Below are 20587 nucleotides of genomic sequence, written 5' to 3'. Positions count from 1 at the left end.
AGAGCCGAACGGCGGGGCTTTGCGTTTTCTTTGTCGTTCTTCTCACCGCTTCCGGCCGCCGGAGGCCACGCACTGCCATTGAGGATGGCGCGGCGTGCTCCTGGCGGCCCTGCCCGCCCTTTCCAAGGAGAAAAATCCGCATGCCGCAAACCACCGGACGTCGCGCCTCCCTTGCGCGCGCCGACCACCGCCTCGCCTACTCCCACGCCATCGCACCGGCCGCCGGCAGCGGCGCGCTGGAGCGCGCCCTTCTGGCCGCGCTGCGCCTGCGCCGCCCGCAGGTGCTCGAGCGTCTGGTCGAGCAGGCAGGCGCCGGTGCCTGCGCCCAGGCGCTGTCGCGCCTGAGCCCCCGCCAGATGGTCGATGCGCTTTCGCTGCTGCCCGAGGCGCAGCGCACCGCCGTGTACGCCCGGCTGTCGCCGTCCGCGCGGCGGCGCTGGCGCGCGCTCGCCGCCGAAAGGGCGGCGGACGACATGCTGACCCCGCGGGACGCCCCGGAACTTCGGAAGACACGCCCGGCAGGCACGCCCTCCGCTGCCGCACGCCAGCTGCTGGCCTGGGCGCGGCCCTGGCTGCGCTCCTGGCCCTGGCGTACGCGCGCCGCCACCAGCGCGGGGCTGAAAGGCTCGTCCTCGCTGGCCGCCTGAGCTACCCTCGCGCCCTCCCCGCTTCGTTCCCGCACCTTTCATGCTGGCCCTGCAGAACATCGATCCCGTCGCCACACTGAACACGCTGGTCAGCCTGTTTTTCGCCTTTGCCTTCGGCAGCGTCATCGGCCTGGAGCGCCAGATCCGCCAGCGCACCGCCGGCCTGCGCACCAACGCGCTGGTGGCCGTGGGCGCAGCGGTGTTCGTCGATCTGTCCATGCGCATGAACGGCGTGGAGGGCTCGGCGCGCGTGGTCTCCAACGTCATCACCGGCGTGGGCTTCCTGGGCGCCGGCGCCATCATGAAGGAGGGCATCAACGTCACCGGCCTGAACACTGCGGCGACGCTATGGGGCTCGGCCGCCGTGGGCGCGTGCGCCGGGGCCAATTTCATCGTCGAGGCAGCCCTGGCAACGCTGTTCGTGCTGGCCAGCAACACGCTCTTGCGCCCCGTGGTCAACCACATCAACCGCAGCCCCCTGAGTAGCGCCGCGAGCGAGGCGACCTACCACGTCTATGCCATGTGCCGGCGCAGCGAGCAGCCCGAGGTGCGCGAGCGCATGGTGCAGTTGCTCGAAGCCGCGCAGTACCCGGTGCGCGCAGTGCAGAAACACCAGCTGGGCACGCGCGACACCGAAGTCGAGGTCATTCTCTATGCAACCTCTGTCGATGCCGAGGAACTTGATGGCGTGGTGCGGCGCATCGAGGAGCTGCCCGGCGTGCTGCAGGCGTACTGGAACACCGGCACGGCAACGGCGGGATGAGTGGCCCTCACGCCAGGCCGCAAAAGGCCATGGCCTCGGGCAGCAGCCGTTCGAAATCGCTCAGCGCATGGTCACCCCCGGGCAGCACGATCTGGCGCGCGCGGGGATAGCGGGCCACCATTTCGCGCCAGTCCAGCAGCTCGTCGCCCTGGGCGGCGATCAACAGCTCGGGGCCGGCGGGCTGCGTGCCCCGCACATCGAGTTGCCGCAGCTCGTCGATGTATTCGGCGCGACAGAAGAACCGCTCCTCGGGCGCATGCCAGGCGGTCTGCTCGCCGATGTAGCGCGCCAGGTCGCGCGCCGGATCGACGGCCGGGTTGAGCAGCATGCTCGCGCAGCGCTTGTGCAGCGCCACCCAGCTGGCGTAGTAACCACCCAGCGACGAACCGATGACCACCATGGCTTCGCCCGTCGGCCAGCCGGCGATGCCTTCGGCCACCAGGGCCATGGCGGCGTGCGGCGAAGGTGGCAGCTGCGGGCACCAGAAGGTGATGTCCGGGTGGTGCGCGGCGACGTGCGCTGCCACCAGCCGCGCCTTGTACGACTGGGGCGAGGAGCGAAAACCATGCAGGTACAGCAGATGGGTGCGGGCCATGGAGGGCCATTGTGCCCATGCGGCGGATAATTTCGCCGCCATGGCCGCAGCAAAGCCCACCACTACCTCCACGCATCCGACGACGTTCCGCTCGCCGACGCTTGCGCAGCGCATCGTGCCGCTGCTGCGCGGCTTCGACTGGCCGCTGATCCTGCTGCTGCTCACCCTGGCCGGCCTGGGGTTGGTGGCGATGTATTCCGCCGGCTTCGACCACGGCATGCGCTTTGCCGACCACGGCCGCAACATGCTGCTGGCCGCCGGCATCCTGTTTCTGGTGGCGCAGGTGCCGCCGCAGCGGCTGATGGCGCTGGCTTTGCCGCTGTACGTGGTGGGCGTGGCGCTGTTGGTGGCGGTGGCGCTGTTCGGCATCACCAAGAAGGGCGCGCAGCGCTGGATCAACATCGGCGTGGTGGTGCAGCCCAGCGAGTTGATGAAGATCGCCATGCCGCTGCTGCTGGCCTGGTGGTTCCAGAAGCGCGAGGGACAGGTCCGGGCGCTGGACTTCGTCATCGCGGTGCTGCTGCTGGCGCTGCCCGTGGGCCTCATCATGAAGCAGCCCGACCTGGGCACGGCGCTGCTGGTGCTGGCCGCCGGGGCATCGGTCATCTTCTTCGCCGGCCTGCCCTGGAAGCTGGTGCTGCCGCCCGTCATCCTGGGCGCCATCGGCATCGCGCTGGTGGTGTGGTTCGAGCCGCAGATCTGCGCCGACGGCGTGCGCTGGCCGGTGCTGCACAACTACCAGCAGCAGCGCATCTGCACGCTGCTGGACCCCACGCGCGACCCGCTGGGCAAGGGCTTTCACATCATCCAGGGCATGATCGCCATCGGCTCGGGCGGGCTGTGGGGCAAGGGTTTCATGGCCGGCACGCAGACCCACCTGGAGTTCATCCCCGAGCGCACCACGGACTTCATCTTCGCGGCCTTTTCCGAGGAGTTCGGGCTGGTGGGCAACCTGGTGCTGATCAGTTGCTTTCTGCTGCTGGTGTGGCGGGGCCTGGCAATCGCGGCGCGCGCAAACACGCTGTTCGAGCGCCTGATGGCCAGCGCCGTGGCCATGATCTTCTTCGCCTATGCTTTCGTGAACATGGGCATGGTCAGCGGCATCCTGCCGGTGGTCGGGGTGCCGCTGCCCTTCATCAGTTACGGCGGCACGGCCATGACCACGCTCGGCCTGGCACTGGGCGTGCTGATGTCGGTGGCGCGCGCGCAGCGCGAGACGTCCGGGCACGGGTAGCCCCGCGGGCGGCGCGGCGTCGGGCGGCTGCCTAAAATGCCGCGATGATCTCCCGCGAACCCACCATCGAGCGCCTGGCCATCGCCCGCGAGCTGTTGCTCACCCCCTTCGGCCTGGACGAGACGCACCTGTCGCGCGCGCTCTCGCACATCCGTGCGCACCAGGTCGATGACGCCGACCTGTACTTCCAGTACACGCGCCACGAGGGCTGGAGCCTGGAGGAAGGCATCGTCAAGACGGGCTCGTTCTCCATCGACCAGGGGGTGGGCGTGCGCGCCGTGAGCGGCGAGAAAACGGCGTTCGCCTATTCCGACGACATCTCGCTGGCCTCGCTCATGGATGCTGCCACCACCGTACGCTCGATTTCGAGTGCAGGCCAAGCTGGGCGCGGACGTGTAGCTCGCAAAAAAGTAGCGCCGAGCCGCTCCCTCTACGCCGGCCTGGACCCGATCGCCAGCATGGACAGCACAGCCAAGGTGCAGCTGCTCGAACGCGCCGAGCAGCACGCCCGGGCGCGTGACCCGCGCGTGGTGCAGGTCATGGCCGGCCTGGCGGCCGAGTACGACGTGGTGCTGGTGGCCCGCGCCGACGGCACCCTTGCCGCCGATGTGCGCCCGCTGGTGCGCCTGTCGATCACGGTGATCGCCGAACAGGACGGTCGGCGCGAGGTGGGCTCGTCCGGCGGCGGCGGGCGTTTTGGCCTAGCCTACTTCAGCGACGAGCAGATCGCGCAGTACGCCCAGGAGGCAGTGCAGGCGGCGCTCACCAACCTGGACGCGCGCCCGGCACCGGCCGGCGAGATGACCGTCGTGCTCGGCCCGGGCTGGCCCGGCGTGCTGCTGCACGAAGCCGTGGGCCACGGCCTGGAGGGCGACTTCAACCGCAAGGGCTCCAGCGCCTTCAGCGGCCGCATCGGCGAGCGCGTGGCAGCCCGGGGCGTGACGGTGCTCGACGACGGCACCATGGCCGAGCGGCGCGGCTCGCTCAACGTGGATGACGAGGGCCACGCCACACAGAAGAACGTGCTGATCGAGGACGGCATCCTGAAGGGCTACATCCAGGACAGCCTGAACGCACGCCTGATGGGGGTCGCCCCCACGGGCAACGGCCGGCGCGAGAGCTACGCCCACCTGCCCATGCCGCGCATGACCAACACCTACATGCTGGGCGGCGACAGGGACCCGCAGGAGATTGTTGCCAGCATCAAGCGCGGCCTTTACGCCACCAACTTCGGTGGCGGCCAGGTGGACATCACCAGCGGCAAGTTCGTGTTCTCGGCCAGCGAGGCCTTCTGGGTGGAAAACGGCAAGATCCTCTATCCGGTCAAGGGCGCGACGCTGATCGGCAGCGGCCCCGAGTCGCTCAAGAAGGTGACCATGATCGGCAACGACATGCAGCTCGACAGCGGCGTGGGCACCTGCGGCAAGGAAGGCCAGAGCGTTCCCGTGGGCGTGGGCCAGCCCACCATGCGCATCGAAGGCCTGACCGTCGGCGGCACGGCGTGAGCGCCTGCGCCAGCGTGAAAGCCCTGTGGCCAGGGGGCAACGCCGCCCCATGCTGCAGTGCGTCAAAGCGTGCTACATTGCCCCGCATGTCCGCTCCCCGCGCGTATTCCTCCTTCTGGTTTTACTTTTGGTTCTCTGTCCCAGGCGGATGAGAGAGGTACGCGCGCACCCCGAGCCACACGAAAACCCTCCCTGAAAAACCGCCGAAGCTGCCAGCAGCCCGGCGGTTTTTTTGTTCCCCGTTTTCCACCATCCCACCCATCCACCGGAGAGACAGCCATGAACGCACGCATCCCTGCCAGCGCCGAGACCTGGTATCGCAACGTCGACGACCGCACCAGCCAGACCGACGACCAACGCATCCAGGACATCACCGTGCTTCCGCCTCCCGACCATCTGATCCGCTTCTTCCCCATCCGGGGCTCCCGGGTGGAGACCCTGATCGCCGACACGCGCCGCAACATCGGCCGGATCATGGCTGGCGAGGACGATCGTCTGCTGGTCGTGATCGGGCCCTGCTCCATCCACAACCCCGAGGCGGCCCTCGAATACGCCCGCCGCCTGCAGGCCGTGCGCACGCAGTACCAGGACGAACTGGAGATCGTCATGCGCGTGTATTTCGAAAAGCCCCGCACCACGGTGGGCTGGAAGGGCCTGATCAACGACCCCTACCTGGACGGCAGCTACCGCATCGACGAGGGCCTGCGCATCGCCCGCCAGCTGCTCATCGACATCAACCGCCTGGGCGTGCCGGCGGGCAGCGAATTCCTGGACGTGATCAGCCCGCAGTACATCGGCGACCTGATCAGCTGGGGCGCCATCGGCGCGCGCACCACGGAAAGCCAGGTACACCGCGAACTGGCCTCGGGCATCTCCGCGCCCATCGGCTTCAAGAACGGCACGGACGGCAACATCCGCATCGCCACCGACGCCATCCAGTCGGCCGGCCGCGGCCACCATTTCCTGTCGGTGCACAAGAACGGCCAGGTGGCCATCGTTCACACCAAGGGCAACCAGGACTGCCACGTCATCCTGCGCGGCGGCAAGGCGCCCAACTATGACGCAGCCAGCGTGGCCGCTGCCTGCAAGGATCTGGAGGCCGCCGGCCTGCACCCGTCGCTGATGGTGGACTGCAGCCACGCCAACAGCAGCAAGCAGCACGAGCGCCAGCGCGATGTGGCGCGCGACATCGCCGCGCAGATCGCCGCGGGCTCCCGGAGCGTCTTCGGCGTCATGGTCGAGAGCCACCTGCAGGGCGGCGCGCAGAAGTTCACGCCCGGCCAAGACCGGCCCGACGCGCTGGCCTACGGCCAGAGCATCACTGACGCCTGCCTGGGCTGGGACGACTCGGCCGCCTGCCTGGCCGAGCTGGCCGAGGCGGTGCGCGCCCGGCGCCGCGGCGCGGTGTAAGCTCGCCCACAGCCCCGGCCGGCAGGGCGCAGCACCCTCCGGCCGGGCCCTTTCCTCCTTCTGAAAACCCCGGAAACACCATGCACAGCGAAGTCCTGATCACCCTGAGCCCCGGCGAGGAACTGCGCCTGGATCTGCAAGGCAGCGAACCCCTGGACCTGGAGCAGGCGCGCCGTTGGCTCGACGACGAGTTCCATCGCCTGGAGTGCGAGCCGCTGCGCGCCAGCGGCAAGGTGCTGCTGGCCGACAAGGTGCTGGTGGTGGCCCAGGCGGCCGGCACGCGCCACTTCCAGGACCCGCAGTGGGCGCAGCAATTCGCCCGCGCCACGGTCTCGGCGCTGTCCCGCCCGATCGTGCGCATCGACGTGCCGGCCATGGCCGTGAGCTTCTGACAAGGCTCTGATCCGCCGCCCTGCTTCAGCCTGCAACCAGCGTGGGCGGAAGCAGGGCACCCGCTGCGACGCCAGCAGGCGGGGCGCTGCCGTCTGCTGCCGCGCCCCACGTTCCCGGCCCGCGGACGCCCACCTCGCCGAGCTGAAACCGCGCCGCGGATTGCGCGAGCTGCCGCGCCTGCTCGTTGAGCGACGACGAAGCCGCAGCCGACTCCTCCACCAGCGCCGCGTTCTGCTGCGTCATCCGGTCCAGGTGCGCGACCGACTGATTGATCTGGCCGATGTTGTCGCTCTGCAGCGTGGCGCCTTCGGTGATTTCGGCCACGATGGCCGCGACCTGGCGCACACCCTCGACGATCTGCGTCATGGTCTCGCCCGCCTCGCCCACCAGGCGCGAGCCACCTGCAACCCGTTCGGCCGATGCGTCGATCAGCTGCCGAATCTCTCGCGCCGCCTCGGCACTGCGTTGCGCCAGGCTGCGCACCTCGCTGGCCACCACGGCAAAGCCCCGGCCCGAATCTCCGGCACGCGCCGCCTCCACGGCGGCGTTGAGCGCCAGGATGTTGGTCTGGAAGGCGATGGAATCGATGACGCCCGTGATGTCGCCGATGCGCCGCGAACTCTCGGAGATCTCCCCCATGGTGTGCACCACCTGCGCCACCACGGTGCCGCCGCGCTCGGCCACTTCGGCGGCAGAAGCGGCCAGCCGGCTTGCCGCATGTGCAGACCCTGCGCTTTGCTGCACCGTGCCCGTCAGCACTTCCATGGAAGAGGCGGTCTGCTGCAGGCTGGCCGCAGCTTGCTCGGTGCGCTGGCTCAGGTCCTGGTTGCCCAGGGCGATCTCCGAACTGGCCGAAGAGATGCCGCCTGCGGCTTGCTGCACCTGCCCTACCAGAGCCTGCAGGGCCTGCTGCATGCCGCCCATGGCCCCGATCAGCAGACCCACCTCGTCGCTGCGGGTGGCTTGCACCTGCCGTGACAGGTCGCCCGCGGCAATGCGTTCGGCCAGGGCGCGCGCCTGCAGCAATCCACCCGTGACCGAGCGCACGGTCAGCAGCGTGAGCGGCAGCAGGACGAGCAGCGCCAACACCACTGCGGCAGCGATCAGAAGGGCCATGGTCGCCGACCGTGCATCCAGCCGCTCGCGCGCCTCGTCCATGCGCTCGCGTGCCTGGCCCGACAGCCCGGCCAGCGCGCCGTCGGCTGCCTCCATGGAGGCCTTGAGGCGCTCGGCGTAGGCGCCGGCGCCAGCACCGTCCACCTGGGCACGCTCGATCTGCTCGAAGATCGGGACGATGCCCTCGACGTAGCGGCCCAGTTCGGCCTGCGCCTGCTCCAGGCCGGCGACGAAGGTCGCCTGCGAGTCAGCGCCTTCGGCCGGGCGCGCCCTTTGCAGGCCATCGCGCACCCGCGCCAGCTGCTGCGCCCAGGCGCCGCGCAGTTCCTCGACCTCGGCCGAATTGTTGAAGTTGATGATGATGTCCTTTTCCAGCCGCCGCAGCTGGGCCAGGTCGGTGCGCAGCTCGGCCATGGCCGTGAGCGCATGCACCTGCTGCGCAAACAGGCCCTGCACCGTGGCCCGCGCGCCATCGAGCGCGAGATAGCCCAGGAGGCCGATCGCCACCAGCAGAAGCAGCGAGAAGGCGGTGGCAAAGTAGAGTCGCGCGCGCAAGGAAGAGCGGCCCGGCAGTGTCATGGTTCACCTCGGCAGGAAGTCTGGAGCCCGGCACTTGTGGTGCCGGATCCGGGCAACTATAGGAGGGCTGCCAGGCCGTCCTGCCGAGGGTATTCACGGGGCGGTCAGCCTCGCGGCGTGCCCTCGCTGGTGATGGGAATGTAGAACCCCCCGCCCGCGCGGTTGAACTCCTCGGCCTTGGCCTGCAGCCCCTGCTGCGCGAACTCGCGCACCTCCTGGGTGATCTTCATCGAGCAGAACTTCGGGCCGCACATGCTGCAAAAGTGCGCCACCTTGGCAGCGTCCTTGGGCAGCGTCTCGTCGTGGAATTCACGCGCCGTGTCCGGGTCCAGCCCCAGGTTGAACTGGTCCTGCCAGCGGAAGTCGAAGCGCGCCTGGCTCAGCGCGTCGTCGCGCGCACGTGCCCCCGGGTGGCCTTTGGCAACGTCAGCGGCGTGCGCGGCGATCTTGTAGGCAATGATGCCCTGCTTGACGTCGTCGCGGTCGGGCAGGCCCAGGTGTTCCTTCGGGGTCACATAGCACAGCATGGCCGTGCCCATCCAGCCGATCATGGCCGCGCCGATGGCCGAGGCGATGTGGTCGTAGCCGGGGGCAATGTCGATGGTGAGCGGCCCCAGGGTGTAGAACGGCGCCTCGTGGCAGGTCTTGAGCTGCTCGGCCATGTTGGCGGCGATCAGGTGCATGGGCACGTGGCCGGGGCCTTCGATCATGGTCTGCACATCGTGCTTCCAGGCGATTTGCGTGAGTTCGCCCAGGGTGTGCAGCTCGGCAAACTGCGCCTCGTCGTTGGCGTCCGAGGCGCAGCCCGGACGCAGCCCGTCGCCCAGCGAGAAGCTCACGTCATACGACTTCATGATGTCGCAGATGTCCTCGAAGTGCTCGTACAGGAAGCTCTCCCGGTGGTGCGCCATGCACCACTTGGCCATGATGGAGCCGCCGCGCGAGACGATGCCGGTGCGCCGCTGCGCGGTCAGCTGAATGAAGGCCAGGCGCACGCCGGCGTGGATGGTGAAATAGTCCACGCCCTGCTCGGCCTGTTCGATGAGCGTGTCGCGGAAGATCTCCCAAGTCAGGTCCTCGGCGATGCCGCCCACCTTCTCCAGCGCCTGGTAGATGGGCACGGTGCCGATCGGCACGGGCGAGTTGCGAATGATCCAGTCGCGCGTGGTGTGGATGTTCTTGCCGGTGGACAGGTCCATCACGTTGTCCGCGCCCCAGCGGATCGCCCAGACCAGCTTTTCCACCTCCTCCTCGATGCTCGACGTCACGGCCGAATTGCCGATGTTGGCGTTGATCTTGACCTTGAAGTTGCGCCCGATGGCCATGGGCTCGACCTCCGGGTGGTTGATATTGGCCGGGATGATGGCGCGGCCGCGCGCCACCTCATCGCGCACGAACTCGGGCGTGATGACTTGCGGAATGCTCGCGCCCATGGGGTTGCCGGCCAGGCGCTGCTCGCGTGCGGCGTCCTGCAGGTACTGCGCCATCCACTCGCGCCGGCCGTTCTCGCGCAGCGCGACGTATTCCATCTCCGGCGTGATGATGCCGCGGCGGGCGTAGTGCATCTGGGTGACGTTGCCACCGCTTCGGGCGCGGTGCGGCTGGCGCTGCAGCGCGGCTGCCTCGGCGCGCAGGGCGGCCAGGCGAGCGGCGTCCTCGCTCTTTTGCCCATCGTCCAGCGCCAGGGGCTTGCGCCCCTCATAGGCCTCGGTGTCGCCGCGCTCGGCAATCCAGACGCCGCGCACGCTGGCCAGGCCACGGCGCACGTCGATGCTGGCGGCCGGGTCGGTGTAGGGGCCGGAGGTGTCATAGACGCTGACCACCTCGTCGTTGGTGAGCCGGATGTCGCGCACTGGCACGCGCAGGTCGGCGCGACTGCCAGTGATGAAGGATTTGGTCGAGGCGGGAAAGGACTCGCGCGCGCGGGCCAGCAGGTGGGAGAAATCGGCGGGGGCGTTCATGGCAGGCACTCCGGTTCGTGGTGAAGGAAATGCTCCGCAATCGGCAAGAGAGGGACGGGTGCCTGTGCACCCGCCGGCGCGCGCACGCACCCTGGCCTTCCTGCTGCAGCTCTTCTTACGCTGGTACTAACCAGATCAAGTTCGCGGTTTTGGCGGTCGGGTCCGCCATCTCAGCACGCCTGTCGTTCGTGCACCCCGGAGCGCAGGCGAGTATAGGGCGCGTCCGCATCACCAGGGCTTCGGGCCGGATGCCCCGCGTTCAGAGGATGCGCTCGAGGATCAGCACTGCGAAGAACAGGAACGCGGCGATCAGCGTCCACTTGAGCACCACCGTTCCAAGGCGCCGATAGCGCGCCTGCCCAGTGACGGCGAAGAAGGCAAAGCTCACGGCCGCCACCAGCAGCAGGAAGAAGACCGCCGCGCGAAAGACCAGCATGCCCTGCCGCTCACCAGGCGCGCACGGGCTGGGCGAAGCCCGCCGGCGCCTGCCGCTCGCTCTCGAAGGTGACCAGCTCCCAGGCGTCCTCCTGGGCCAGCAGCTCGCGCAGCAGCAGGTTGTTCATGGCGTGGCCCGAGCGGTGGGCGCTGTAGGCGGCCAGCAGCGGCCGGCCCACCAGGTACAGGTCGCCCATGGCGTCCAGGATCTTGTGGCGCGCGAACTCGGCGTCGTAGCGCAGGCCATCGGCGTTGAGCACCTTGTAGTCGTCCATGACGATGGCGTTGTCCAGCCCGCCGCCAAGCGCGCGGCCGCTGGCGCGCAGCATCTCCACGTCCTTGGTGAAGCCGAAGGTGCGTGCGCGGGCGATGTCGCGGGCGTAGTTGCCTTCCCCCAGGTCGAACTCGACGCTCTGGCCGGTCGAGTCCACCGCCGGATGGGCGAAATCGATCTCGAAACGCAGCTTGAAGCCATGGTAGGGCGCAAGCCGCGCCCACTTGAGGCTCGCGCCCTCGCCCTCGCGCACTTCCACGGGCCGCTTCACCCGGATGAAGCGCCTGGGCGCGTTCTGCAGTTCGATCCCCGCGCTCTGCAGCAGGAAGACGAAGGAGGCCGAGGAGCCGTCGAGGATGGGAACCTCCTCGGCGGTGATGTCCACGTAGAGGTTGTCCACACCGAGTCCGGCACAGGCCGACATCAGGTGCTCGACGGTGTGCACCTTGGCGCTGCCCGCGCCAATGGTGGAGGCCATGCGGGTGTCCACCACCGACTCGGCACGGATGGGGATGTCCACCGGCTCGGGCAGGTCCACGCGGCGAAAGACGATGCCCGTGTCGGGCGCCGCCGGGCGCAGCGTCAGCTCCACCCGCTGGCCGCTGTGCAGGCCCACGCCCACGGCGCGCGTGAGGGTCTTGAGGGTGCGTTGCTGGAGCATCGGACGATTTTAGGCGGGCGCCGGCCATCCCCTCTTCAGAATTCCTCTATGACGCCGATAGAACGCCGGGCATCGCTGCCGCGCGATCACTCTCGTGCGGACGCCGGCATGCCCCATCCGGCCCACCAGGCCCCGCTCTCTGCCTGCCCTTTCCCATGAACCGACTCAGCTTCAAGGCCAAGATTCTCTGGATGCTCGCCACCGCCCTGCTGGCGCTGGTGACGATGGCCGCCCTGGCGCTCGTGCAGGAGCGCCGCCTGATCATCGAGGCCCGCCGCGACGTGCTGGCCACGGCCGTGCAGTCTGCGCACAGCATCGTCGCATCCTACAAGGCACGCGCCGACAGCGGCGCCATGCCGGTGCAGGACGCACAGAACGCCGCCCGGGAGGCGGTGCGCGCCTCGCGTTACGGCGGCCCGGACGGGCGCACCGAGTATTTCTACATCTGGACGCTGGACAGCCGCGGCGTGATGCACCCCATCAAGCCCGAGTGGGAAGGCCGGGACATGACGGGCAAGCTCAAGGACGGCACGGGCATGGACCTGCTGCGCCAGATCAACGAGGCTCTCGCCGCGAGCCGCGACGGGCGGGTGTTCGTGCCGGCCATGTTCCCACGCCCGGGCCAGCAGGCGCTGGTGCCCAAGCTGCAATACGCCATGCGCGTGGACGGCTGGAACTGGTTCGTGGGCTCGGGCCTGTACATGGACGACGTGGACGCCGCCGTGCGCCAGGCGCTGTTCAAGGACCTGGCGCTGGTGGCGGCCGTCATGCTGCTGGTGGCGGCCGTGGGCTGGGTGGTGCTGCGCTCGGTGCTGCGCCAGATCGGCGGCGACCCCTCGCAGGCCATGGCGGTCATGGCCGAAGTGGCGCAGGGCCGGCTGGACACGCCCATGCCCGACAGCCCGAAAGGCTCGCTGCTGGACGGGCTCGCGCACATGGTGGCCTCGCTGCGCCGCCTGGTGTCCGAGGTGCGCTCGGCCTCGGATGGCATCGCCACGGCCGCCGCCGAGATCGCCCAGGGCAACAACGACCTGGCACACCGCACCGAGGACACGGCGAGCAACCTGCAGGCCACGGCCAGCAGCATGGAAGAGCTCTCCAGCACCGTGCGCCAGACGTCTGAATCGGCACAGTTGGCCAACCAGCTGGCCGGCTCGGCCGCCCAGGTCGCCGCGCGCGGTGGCGAGGTGGTCGCGCAGGTGGTGGACACCATGCAGGAGATCAACGAAGGCAGCCGCAGGATCAGCGACATCACCGGCGTGATCGATGGCATCGCCTTCCAGACCAACATCCTGGCGCTGAACGCCGCGGTGGAGGCGGCGCGCGCCGGCGACGCCGGCCGGGGCTTTGCCGTGGTGGCCGGCGAAGTGCGTCAGCTCGCCCAGCGCTCGGCCCAGGCCGCCCGGGAGATCAAGACCCTGATCGGCGCCTCGGTGCAGCAGGTGGAAAGCGGCTCGCAGCTGGTGGGCAACGCCGGCGCGACCATGGGCGACATCGTCGCCAGCGTCCGGCGCGTCACGGACATCATCGGCGAGATCGGCGCGGCCACCTCCGAGCAGAGCCAGGGCATCGGCCAGGTCAGCACGGCCATGAACCAGCTCGACCAGATGACGCAGCAGAACTCCGCGCTGGTCGAGGAGTCGACCGCCGCCGCCGAGAGCCTGCGCGAGCAGGCCCTCAAGCTCACGCAGGTGGTGGCCCTGTTCCGGCTGGAAGGCGCGCCGCGCCCATGAAAAAACCCGCGGGCTTCGCGCCAGCGGGTTCTCAGAAGCGGGCGACGGCGCCGCCCGGGGCGCCGGGCGATGCTCAGTCGGCCTGCTTGCGCAGGAACGCCGGGATCTCCAGCTCGTCCATGCCGCCCGAGGACAGCGCGTCCACGCGCGCCGTGGCCTGCGTGCGGTTGGTGCGCCAGACGCTGGGCACGGCCATGTTGTTGTAGTCGGCCGACGCCGCGGCGCCCACGCCCGCCACGCCCGGAACGGTGCTGCCGGCACCGGGCATGTGGTAGGACACGTTGTCGGTGCCGGTGCGCAGGCTGCCCTGCACCACCTGCATGCTCTGGCGGCGGGCGTTGGCGCGCGACAGCCCGGTGGCGATCACCGTGACGCGGATGGCGTCGCCGAGCGACTCGTCATACGCCGCGCCGAAGATGACGTGGGCGTCGGGCGAGGCGTAGGCGTTGATGGTGTTCATCGCCAGGCGCGACTCCGACAGCTTCAGGCTGCCCTTGCTGGCCGTCACCAGCACCAGCACGCCGCGCGCGCCCGACAGATCGATGCCCTCCAGCAACGGGCAGGCAATCGCCTGCTCGGCGGCGATGCGCGCGCGGTCCGGGCCGGCGGCGGTGGCCGTGCCCATCATGGCCTTGCCGGGCTCGCCCATGACGGTGCGCACGTCCTCGAAGTCGACGTTCACCTGGCCGTACTCGTTGATGATCTCGGCGATGCCGCCCACGGCGTTCTTGAGCACGTCGTTGGCGTGGGCGAAGGCCTCTTCCTGGCCCACGTCGTCGCCCAGCACCTCCAGCAGCTTCTCGTTGAGCACCACGATGAGGGAGTCCACGTTGGCCTCCAGCTCGGCCAGGCCCTCTTCCGCGTTCTTCATCTTGCGGCTGCCTTCCCACTCGAAGGGCTTGGTGACCACGCCCACGGTGAGGATGCCCATCTCCTTGGCCAGGCGCGCGATCACGGGCGCGGCGCCCGTGCCGGTGCCGCCACCCATGCCGGCGGTGATGAACAGCATGTGCGCGCCCGAGATCGCCTGGCGGATGTCCTCGGACGCAGCCTCGGCCGCCTCGCGCGCCTTCTCGGGCTTGCTGCCGGCGCCCAGACCGTTGTTGCCCAGCTGCACCGTGCGGTGCGCGGTGCTGCGCAGCAGCGCCTGGGCATCGGTGTTGGCACAGACGAACTCCACGCCCTGCACGCTGCGGTCGATCATGTGCGCGACCGCGTTGCCGCCGCCGCCGCCCACGCCGATCACCTTGATGAGGGTGCCCTGGTTGAATTCTTCGGTTTCGATCATTTCGATGCTCATGTTGCTGCTCCTCTGGCTTTTTCGTGATGGGGTGGGTAGTGGCGGGGGTGGGCTCGCGTGGCCCCGCCGGGCGGTGCGCCGTCGCATCGCAGACGGCGGCGTTTTCGGTGTTGGGGGGTGGTTCGCATGGTCAGAAGTTCCCCACGATGAAATCCTTGAAGCGGCCGAAGGCCGTCTTGACCGAGCCGCTCTTGGCCGCGACCTTGAAGCCGCGCAGGCGCGCCAGGCGGGCTTCTTCCAGCAGGCCCATGACGGTGGCCGCGCGCGGCTGGGCGATCATGTCGGCCAGCGCCCCGGAATACTTGGGCACGCCCCGGCGCACGGGCTTCAAGAAGATGTCCTCGCCGAGTTCCACCATGCCCGGCATGACGGCGCTGCCGCCGGTGAGCACGATTCCCGAGGACAGCATCTCCTCGAAGCCCGAATCGCGGATGACCTGCTGCACCAGCGAAAAAATCTCTTCGACGCGCGGCTCGATCACCCCGGCCAGCGCCTGGCGCGAGAGCATGCGCGGGCTCCTGTCGCCCAGGCCCGGCACCTCGACCTGCGCCTCGGGGTCGGCCAGCAGCTGCTTGGCGTAGCCGCTCTCGACCTTGATGTCCTCGGCGTCCTTGGTGGGCGTCCTCAGCGCCATGGCGATGTCGCTGGTGATCAGGTCGCCGGCGATCGGGATCACGGCCGTGTGGCGGATGGCACCGCCGGTGAAGATGGCCACATCGGTGGCACCGGCGCCGATGTCCACCACCGCCACGCCCAGCTCGCGCTCGTCGTCGGTGAGCACCGACTGGCTGGACGCCAACGGGTTGAGCAGCAGCTGCTCGACCTCCAGCCCGCAGCGGCGCACGCACTTGATGATGTTCTCGGCCGCGCTCTGCGCACCGGTGACGATATGGATCTTGGCCTCCAGGCGGATGCCGCTCATGCCGATGGGCTCGCGCACGTCCTGCCCATCGATCACGAACTCCTGCGGCTCGACCAGCAGGAGGCGCTGGTCACTGGAGATATTGATGGCCTTGGCCGTCTCGACCACGCGCGCCACGTCGGCGGGCGTGACCTCACGGTCCTTGATGGCCACCATGCCGCTGGAGTTGAGTCCGCGGATGTGGCTGCCGGTGATGCCGGTATAGACCCGCTGGATGCGGCAGTCGGCCATCAGCTCGGCCTCTTTCAGCGCCTGCTGGATGCTCTGCACCGTGGCGTCGATGTTGACCACCACGCCGCGCTTGAGGCCATTGGAAGGCGCCACGCCCAGGCCGGCGAGCTTGAGCCCGCCACCGGGCAGCACCTCGGCCACCACGACCATGACCTTGGCGGTGCCGATGTCCAGCCCCACGACCACGTCCTTGTATTCCCTTGCCATCGCTTCGCTAGTCCTTGCCCTCAATGGTTCTTGTTCGGTGCACGGCGAGGCGCCGGGCGTGCGGCCGCGCGCGCCGCAGGCGCCCGGGCCGCGGTGTCACTGCTCACGGTGGTCACGCCGCGCAGGCGCAGCGCGTAGCCGCTGGGATGGCGCAGGTCCGCCGACTCCAGCGCCGCCACCGTGCGGCCCTGCGCCTCGGCCACCTGCGGCAATGTGTTGGTGAGGCGGCGCACGCGCTCGAGCACCTGCGCCGGCGTGCCGCCACCCAGCTCCAGCAGCGCGCCGCTGTCCAGCGTGGCGCGCCAGCCGCCCTGGCCCGAAAGCTCGAGCGCGTCCAGCGGCGAGCCCAGGGGCGCGAGCGCCGGCTCCAGGCGGCGCGCCATGTCCAGCAGCTCGGCGGCGCGGTCGGCCGGGCCCTGCAGGCGCGGCAGGTCCTCCAGGTCGAGCCCGTCGTCGTCGGCCTCGAACACCTCGCCATGGCTGTTGACCAGCATGCCGCCGCCCTCGCCCCAGCGCGCGGCCACGTCGTGCTCCTGCAGCAGCACGCGCAGGTCGCCCGGGAACTCGCGGCGCACCTGCGCGCTGCGCACCCACGGCACCTGCTCGAAGGCGTGGCGCGCGGCCTCCAGGTCCAGGGTGAGGAAGTTGCCCACCAGCTGCGGCGCAACGTTGGCACGCAGGCTCCTGGCGCTGGTGTGCAGCAGCTCGCCCTGCACGACGATGCGCGCCACCGAAAACATGGGCTGGCGCAGCAGCCAGCCGCCACACAGCCACAGCGTGGCCAGCGCCAGGCCGACGAACAGCACCGCGGCGGTGGCGTTCATCAGCCGGACGTCCAGCGGGGCGGGCAGCGTGGTGGCGGCGACGTTCACGGGGTGTTGTCCTCTGTGCCGAGTCTCAGGCGCGGGCCCGGCCCTGTAGGGCGTCGAGCGAGGCGTCGGCCAGGATGCGCAGGCACAGCTCCTCGTAGCTCACGCCGGCGGCGCGCGCCGACATGGGCACGAGCGAATGGCCCGTCATGCCGGGCGAGGTGTTGATCTCCAGCAGGAAGGGCTTGCGGTCGCTCCTGCGCACCATGATGTCGGCGCGCGCCCAGCCGCGGCAGCCCAGGGTGCGGAAGGCCTCGACCACCAGGCGGCCGATCTCGCGCTCCTCGTCCTCGGGCAGGCCGCTCGGGCAGTGGTACTGCGTCGCGTCGGTGAAGTATTTATTCTGGTAATCGTAGTTGCCCTCGGGCGCCTCGATGCGGATCACCGGCAGCGCCTGGGCGAGCAGGCCCTGGCCCAGCACCGGGCAGGTGGTCTCGATGCCGTCGATGAACTGCTCGCACAGCACCTCCGGGTCGTAGCGCGCGGCCAGCATATAGGCCTGCTCGCACTGACCAAGGGTGGTCACCTTGGTCAGGCCGAGCGTGGAACCCTCGCGCGAGGGCTTGACGATCATGGGTGCGCCCAGCGCCTGGAAGGCCTGGACGGTCTCGGTGGCGCTGGCCACCAGGCGCCAGTCGGGGGTAGGCAGGCCTTCGGCGCGCCAGATGCGCTTGGTCATGACCTTGTCCATGGCGATGCTGGAGGCCATGACGCCCGGCCCGGTGTAGGGAATGCCCAGTAGCTCGAGCGCGCCCTGCACCGTGCCGTCCTCGCCGTGGCGGCCGTGCAGGGCGATGAAGCAGCGCGCGTAGCCATGGCTCTTGAGCTCGTCCAGGCCGGCCTGGGCCGGGTCGAAGGCGTGGGCATCGACGCCGCGCGCGCGCAGCGCCTGCAGCACGCCGCCGCCGGACATGAGCGAGACCTCGCGCTCGTTGGATGCGCCGCCCATCAGCACCGCCACCTTGCCCAGTGCCGCAGGCTCGATCATGGGGTCGAATTGGGTCATAGCCCGCATCCTTCTTCGATAGTTTGCTCTTGTTTTTGAATCCATTGTGCCACCTGGGCGGCTACCGCGCCGATGGAGCCCGCCCCCATGCACAGCACCACGTCGCCGCCGCGCGCCAGGGCGGCGATGCGCCCGGGCAGCGCGGCCACGTCGGCCACGAACACCGGCTCGCCCGCCTGCCGCCCGGCCGCGCCCACGGCGCGCGCCAGCGCCTGGCCATCAGCGCCGGCGATCGGTGCCTCGCCCGCGGCATAGACCTCGGTCAGCAACAGCGCGTCGGCGCCCGACAGCACCCGCACAAAGTCGGCGAAGCAGTCGCGCGTGCGGCTGTAGCGGTGCGGCTGGAAGGCCAGCACGATGCGCCTGCCCGGCCAGGCGCCGCGCGCGGCCGCCAGCGTCGCGGCCAGCTCCACCGGGTGGTGCCCGTAGTCCTCGATCAGCGTGAAATGCCCGCCGCCCGCGGCCGGCAGCTCGCCGTGGCTCTGGAAGCGCCGGCCCACGCCGGTGAAGCCCGCCAACGCGCGCAGCAGCGGCCCGTCGGGAACCTGCAGCTCGGCCGCCACGGCGATGGCCGCCAGCGCGTTCTGCACGTTGTGCAGGCCGGGCAGGTTCAGCACCACGTCGAGCGCGGGCAGCTCCTGGCCGCCGATGCGCCGCTGCACGGAGAAATGCATCTGCGTGCCCACCGCGCGTACGCCGCTGGCGCGCACGTCGGCGTCTTCGCCCAGGCCGTAGCGCGTGAGCGGGCGCGCGACGCGCGGGGCGATGGCGCGCACCGCCGCATCGTCGCTGCAGACGATGGCGCGGCCATAGAACGGCATGCGGTGCAAAAAGTCCACGAAGGCCTGCTGCAGGCGGCCGAAGTCGTGACCGTAGGTCTCCATGTGGTCGGCGTCGATGTTGGTGACCACCGCCAGCACCGGCAGCAGGTTCAGAAACGAGGCGTCCGACTCGTCGGCCTCGACCACGATGTAGTCGCCCTGCCCCAGGCGCGCATTGCTGCCGGCGCTGTTGAGGCGCCCGCCGATGACGTAGGTCGGGTCCAGCCCGGCCTCGGCCAAGATGCTGGCCACCAGGCTGGTGGTGGTGGTCTTGCCGTGCGCGCCGGCAATCGCGATGCCGCGCTTCATGCGCATGAGTTCGGCCAGCATCAGCGCGCGCGGCACCACGGGCACGCCGGCCGCGCGCGCGGCGCGCACCTCGGGGTTGTCCGCCTGCACCGCGGTGGAGGTGACGACCACGTCGGCACCGGCGATGTGCGCGCCCGCATGGCCTACGTGCGTGGCGATGCCCAGCGCGGCCAGGCGCTCGAGCACGCCGCTGGCCTGCAAGTCCGAGCCCGACACACGAAAGCCCAGGTTGTGCAGCACCTCGGCGATGCCGCACATGCCCGAGCCGCCCAGGCCGACGAAATGGATGTGGCGGATGGCGTGTTTCATAGAGCCTGTCCCGAGCCTTTTCGTGGCGTCCGCAAGGCAGCAAAAGGTTGCAATCTAGGCGCGCGCTGCGGCCCATGCCGTTGGCCTGGGCAAGGCGCGCAACAACGATTGCGGCCTTTTGCTGCCTTGCCCGAAGGGTTGCCCCGCAAAGGCGGCATCTGCGGCGTTGCCCATCCTCGTCGCACACCAGTGCGGCTTGCGGCGGGCGCCTTGCACCTGCCGCCTTTGCGGGGCAACGGGCGCCACGAAAAGGCTCGGGACAGGCTCATGCCAGCTCCTCGCAGGCCATGGCCACCTCACGGGCGGCCTGGGTTTTTTGCATCTTTTTGGCCTCCAGCGCGCGCCCCGCAAGGGCGGAGCGCTCCATTTTTTGAAGCATGCCGGCCAGCCGCTCGGGGGTGAGTTCGTCCTGCGGCACCAGCCAGCCCGCGCCAGCGTCCACAAGGAAGCGGGCGTTGGCCGTCTGGTGGTCGTCCACGGCGAAGGGAAAGGGCACGAACACCGCGGCCGCGCCCACGGCGGCGATCTCGGTGACGGTGCTGGCGCCGGCGCGGCAGACGATGAGGTCGGCAGCGGCAAAAGCAGCCGCCGTGTCGTCGATGAAGGGCGTCAGCTCGGCCTGCACGCCAGCGGCCTGGTAGTTGGCGCGCAGCGCGTCGATCTGGGCCGCGCCGCTCTGGTGCACGACCTCGGGGCGCTCGGCCTCGGGCAGCAGGGCCAGCGCCTGCGGCACGATCTCGTTGAGCGCGCGCGCCCCCAGGCTGCCGCCCACCACCAGCAGCCTGAGCGGGCCGCTGCGCCCGGCAAAGCGCTCGGCCGGCCCGGCCTGCTGCAGGAAGGCCGCACGCAGCGGGTTGCCCACCCACTGCGTGCGCCGCCCGGCCAGCACGCCTGGAAAGGCGGTGTAGACCCGGTCGGCCACCAGCGCCAGCAGCCGGTTGGCCAGGCCGGGCACGGAGTTTTGCTCGTGCAGCACCAGGGGCCGGCCCGCGGCCGAGGCCATCAGCCCGCCAGGGAAGGTGACGTAGCCCCCGAGGCCGATCACCACGTCAGGCCTGACGCGGCGCAGCACGCCCAGCGCCTGCCCAAAGGCACGCAGCAGCCGCACGGGCAGCAGCGCCAGCGTCAGCACGCCCTTGCCGCGCACGCCGGAGAAATCGATGGTCTCGAACGCGATGCCGCGCGGCGGCACCAGGTGCGACTCCATGCTGCCGGGCGTGCCCAGCCAGTGCACGCGCCAGCCGCGCGCAGCCAGCTCCTCGGCCACGGCCAGGCCCGGGAAGATGTGGCCGCCGGTGCCGCCGGCC

The 20587-nt window shown here is 69.9% G+C and carries 18 protein-coding genes and 1 riboswitch; of the genes, 7 read left to right on the top strand and 11 right to left on the bottom strand.

Annotated features, from left to right (window positions below; all coding sequences use genetic code 11):
- Positions 1 to 140: 140 nt before the first annotated feature.
- Both RT051_RS00090 and RT051_RS00085 read left to right on the top strand, forming a co-directional pair.
- Entirely contained in the window at positions 141 to 647 is a 507-nt protein-coding gene (locus RT051_RS00090) for a hypothetical protein (RefSeq protein ID WP_313069597.1), read from the top strand.
- Between the two features lie 40 nt (positions 648 to 687).
- Positions 688 to 1410 (top strand): MgtC/SapB family protein, encoded by a 723-nt coding sequence (locus tag RT051_RS00085; RefSeq protein WP_313069595.1) that lies wholly within the window; start codon positions 688 to 690, stop codon positions 1408 to 1410.
- Positions 1411 to 1417: 7 nt separating this feature from the next.
- On the opposite strand, the gene RT051_RS00080 is transcribed toward RT051_RS00085, so the two are convergent.
- Entirely contained in the window at positions 1418 to 2005 is a 588-nt protein-coding gene (locus RT051_RS00080; RefSeq protein WP_313069592.1) for a YqiA/YcfP family alpha/beta fold hydrolase, read from the bottom strand.
- Positions 2006 to 2045: 40 nt separating this feature from the next.
- Here RT051_RS00080 and rodA point away from each other — a divergent pair, with 40 nt between their 5' ends.
- The 4 genes from rodA to RT051_RS00060 all read left to right on the top strand — a co-directional run bounded on the left by rodA (position 2046) and on the right by RT051_RS00060 (position 6546).
- Entirely contained in the window at positions 2046 to 3239 is a 1194-nt protein-coding gene (gene rodA, locus RT051_RS00075) for a rod shape-determining protein RodA (protein ID WP_313069589.1), read from the top strand.
- Between the two features lie 44 nt (positions 3240 to 3283).
- Positions 3284 to 4744: a metalloprotease TldD gene (gene tldD / locus RT051_RS00070; RefSeq protein WP_313069586.1), complete on the top strand. Its 1461-nt coding sequence runs from the start codon at positions 3284 to 3286 to the stop codon at positions 4742 to 4744.
- A 279-nt stretch (positions 4745 to 5023) separates the two neighbouring features.
- The gene (locus tag RT051_RS00065) at positions 5024 to 6154 is read left to right on the top strand and encodes a 3-deoxy-7-phosphoheptulonate synthase (protein ID WP_313069583.1); all 1131 of its coding nucleotides are present in this window, start codon (positions 5024 to 5026) and stop codon (positions 6152 to 6154) included.
- An 80-nt stretch (positions 6155 to 6234) separates the two neighbouring features.
- Positions 6235 to 6546 carry a hypothetical protein gene (locus RT051_RS00060; RefSeq protein ID WP_313069580.1) on the top strand — a complete coding sequence of 104 codons (312 nt, stop codon included), beginning with the start codon at positions 6235 to 6237 and terminating at the stop codon, positions 6544 to 6546.
- A gap of 25 nt (positions 6547 to 6571) precedes the next feature.
- Here RT051_RS00060 and RT051_RS00055 read toward each other — a convergent pair whose 3' ends face one another.
- The 4 genes from RT051_RS00055 to lpxC form a co-directional block, all read right to left on the bottom strand.
- A complete protein-coding gene (locus tag RT051_RS00055; protein ID WP_313069577.1) occupies positions 6572 to 8242 on the bottom strand; it encodes a methyl-accepting chemotaxis protein in 1671 nt (556 codons plus the stop codon).
- 104 nt (positions 8243 to 8346) lie between these two features.
- Entirely contained in the window at positions 8347 to 10203 is a 1857-nt protein-coding gene (gene thiC, locus RT051_RS00050) for a phosphomethylpyrimidine synthase ThiC (protein ID WP_313069575.1), read from the bottom strand.
- Between the two features lie 95 nt (positions 10204 to 10298).
- A riboswitch (TPP riboswitch) is annotated at positions 10299 to 10411 on the bottom strand.
- Between the two features lie 51 nt (positions 10412 to 10462).
- Complete coding sequence (locus RT051_RS00045; protein WP_313069574.1) at positions 10463 to 10639, bottom strand: hypothetical protein; 177 nt, start codon at positions 10637 to 10639, stop codon at positions 10463 to 10465.
- 10 nt (positions 10640 to 10649) lie between these two features.
- Entirely contained in the window at positions 10650 to 11573 is a 924-nt protein-coding gene (gene lpxC / locus RT051_RS00040; protein ID WP_313069573.1) for a UDP-3-O-acyl-N-acetylglucosamine deacetylase, read from the bottom strand.
- A 155-nt stretch (positions 11574 to 11728) separates the two neighbouring features.
- Here lpxC and RT051_RS00035 point away from each other — a divergent pair, with 155 nt between their 5' ends.
- The gene (locus tag RT051_RS00035; protein ID WP_313069572.1) at positions 11729 to 13306 is read left to right on the top strand and encodes a methyl-accepting chemotaxis protein; all 1578 of its coding nucleotides are present in this window, start codon (positions 11729 to 11731) and stop codon (positions 13304 to 13306) included.
- Positions 13307 to 13379: 73 nt separating this feature from the next.
- Here the strand turns inward: RT051_RS00035 and ftsZ are convergent, their stop codons facing one another.
- The 6 genes from ftsZ to murG all read right to left on the bottom strand — a co-directional run.
- Complete coding sequence (ftsZ, locus tag RT051_RS00030; RefSeq protein ID WP_313069571.1) at positions 13380 to 14606, bottom strand: cell division protein FtsZ; 1227 nt, start codon at positions 14604 to 14606, stop codon at positions 13380 to 13382.
- Between the two features lie 130 nt (positions 14607 to 14736).
- Positions 14737 to 15966: a cell division protein FtsA gene (gene ftsA, locus RT051_RS00025; RefSeq protein WP_313069570.1), complete on the bottom strand. Its 1230-nt coding sequence runs from the start codon at positions 15964 to 15966 to the stop codon at positions 14737 to 14739.
- Positions 15967 to 15986: 20 nt separating this feature from the next.
- The gene (locus tag RT051_RS00020; protein WP_313069868.1) at positions 15987 to 16790 is read right to left on the bottom strand and encodes a cell division protein FtsQ/DivIB; all 804 of its coding nucleotides are present in this window, start codon (positions 16788 to 16790) and stop codon (positions 15987 to 15989) included.
- A 73-nt stretch (positions 16791 to 16863) separates the two neighbouring features.
- Positions 16864 to 17841, bottom strand: a complete 978-nt coding sequence (locus RT051_RS00015) for a D-alanine--D-alanine ligase (RefSeq protein ID WP_313069569.1) — start codon at positions 17839 to 17841, stop codon at positions 16864 to 16866.
- On the bottom strand, positions 17838 to 19280 hold the full coding sequence (gene murC, locus RT051_RS00010; RefSeq protein ID WP_313069568.1) for a UDP-N-acetylmuramate--L-alanine ligase: 1443 nt from the start codon (positions 19278 to 19280) through the stop codon (positions 17838 to 17840). Before murC ends, RT051_RS00015 begins: the two co-directional genes overlap by 4 nt.
- Positions 19281 to 19545: 265 nt before the next feature.
- Positions 19546 to 20587, bottom strand: a 1042-nt coding sequence (murG, locus tag RT051_RS00005) for an undecaprenyldiphospho-muramoylpentapeptide beta-N-acetylglucosaminyltransferase (protein ID WP_313069567.1), incomplete at its 5' end; no start/stop codon positions are given.

Origin of the sequence: Melaminivora sp., from assembly GCF_032059615.1 — a bacterium.
Lineage (GTDB): Bacteria > Pseudomonadota > Gammaproteobacteria > Burkholderiales > Burkholderiaceae_C > Melaminivora.
The sequence above is the reverse complement of the archived record's forward strand: the minus strand, read 5'-3'. Positions and strand labels throughout refer to the sequence as shown.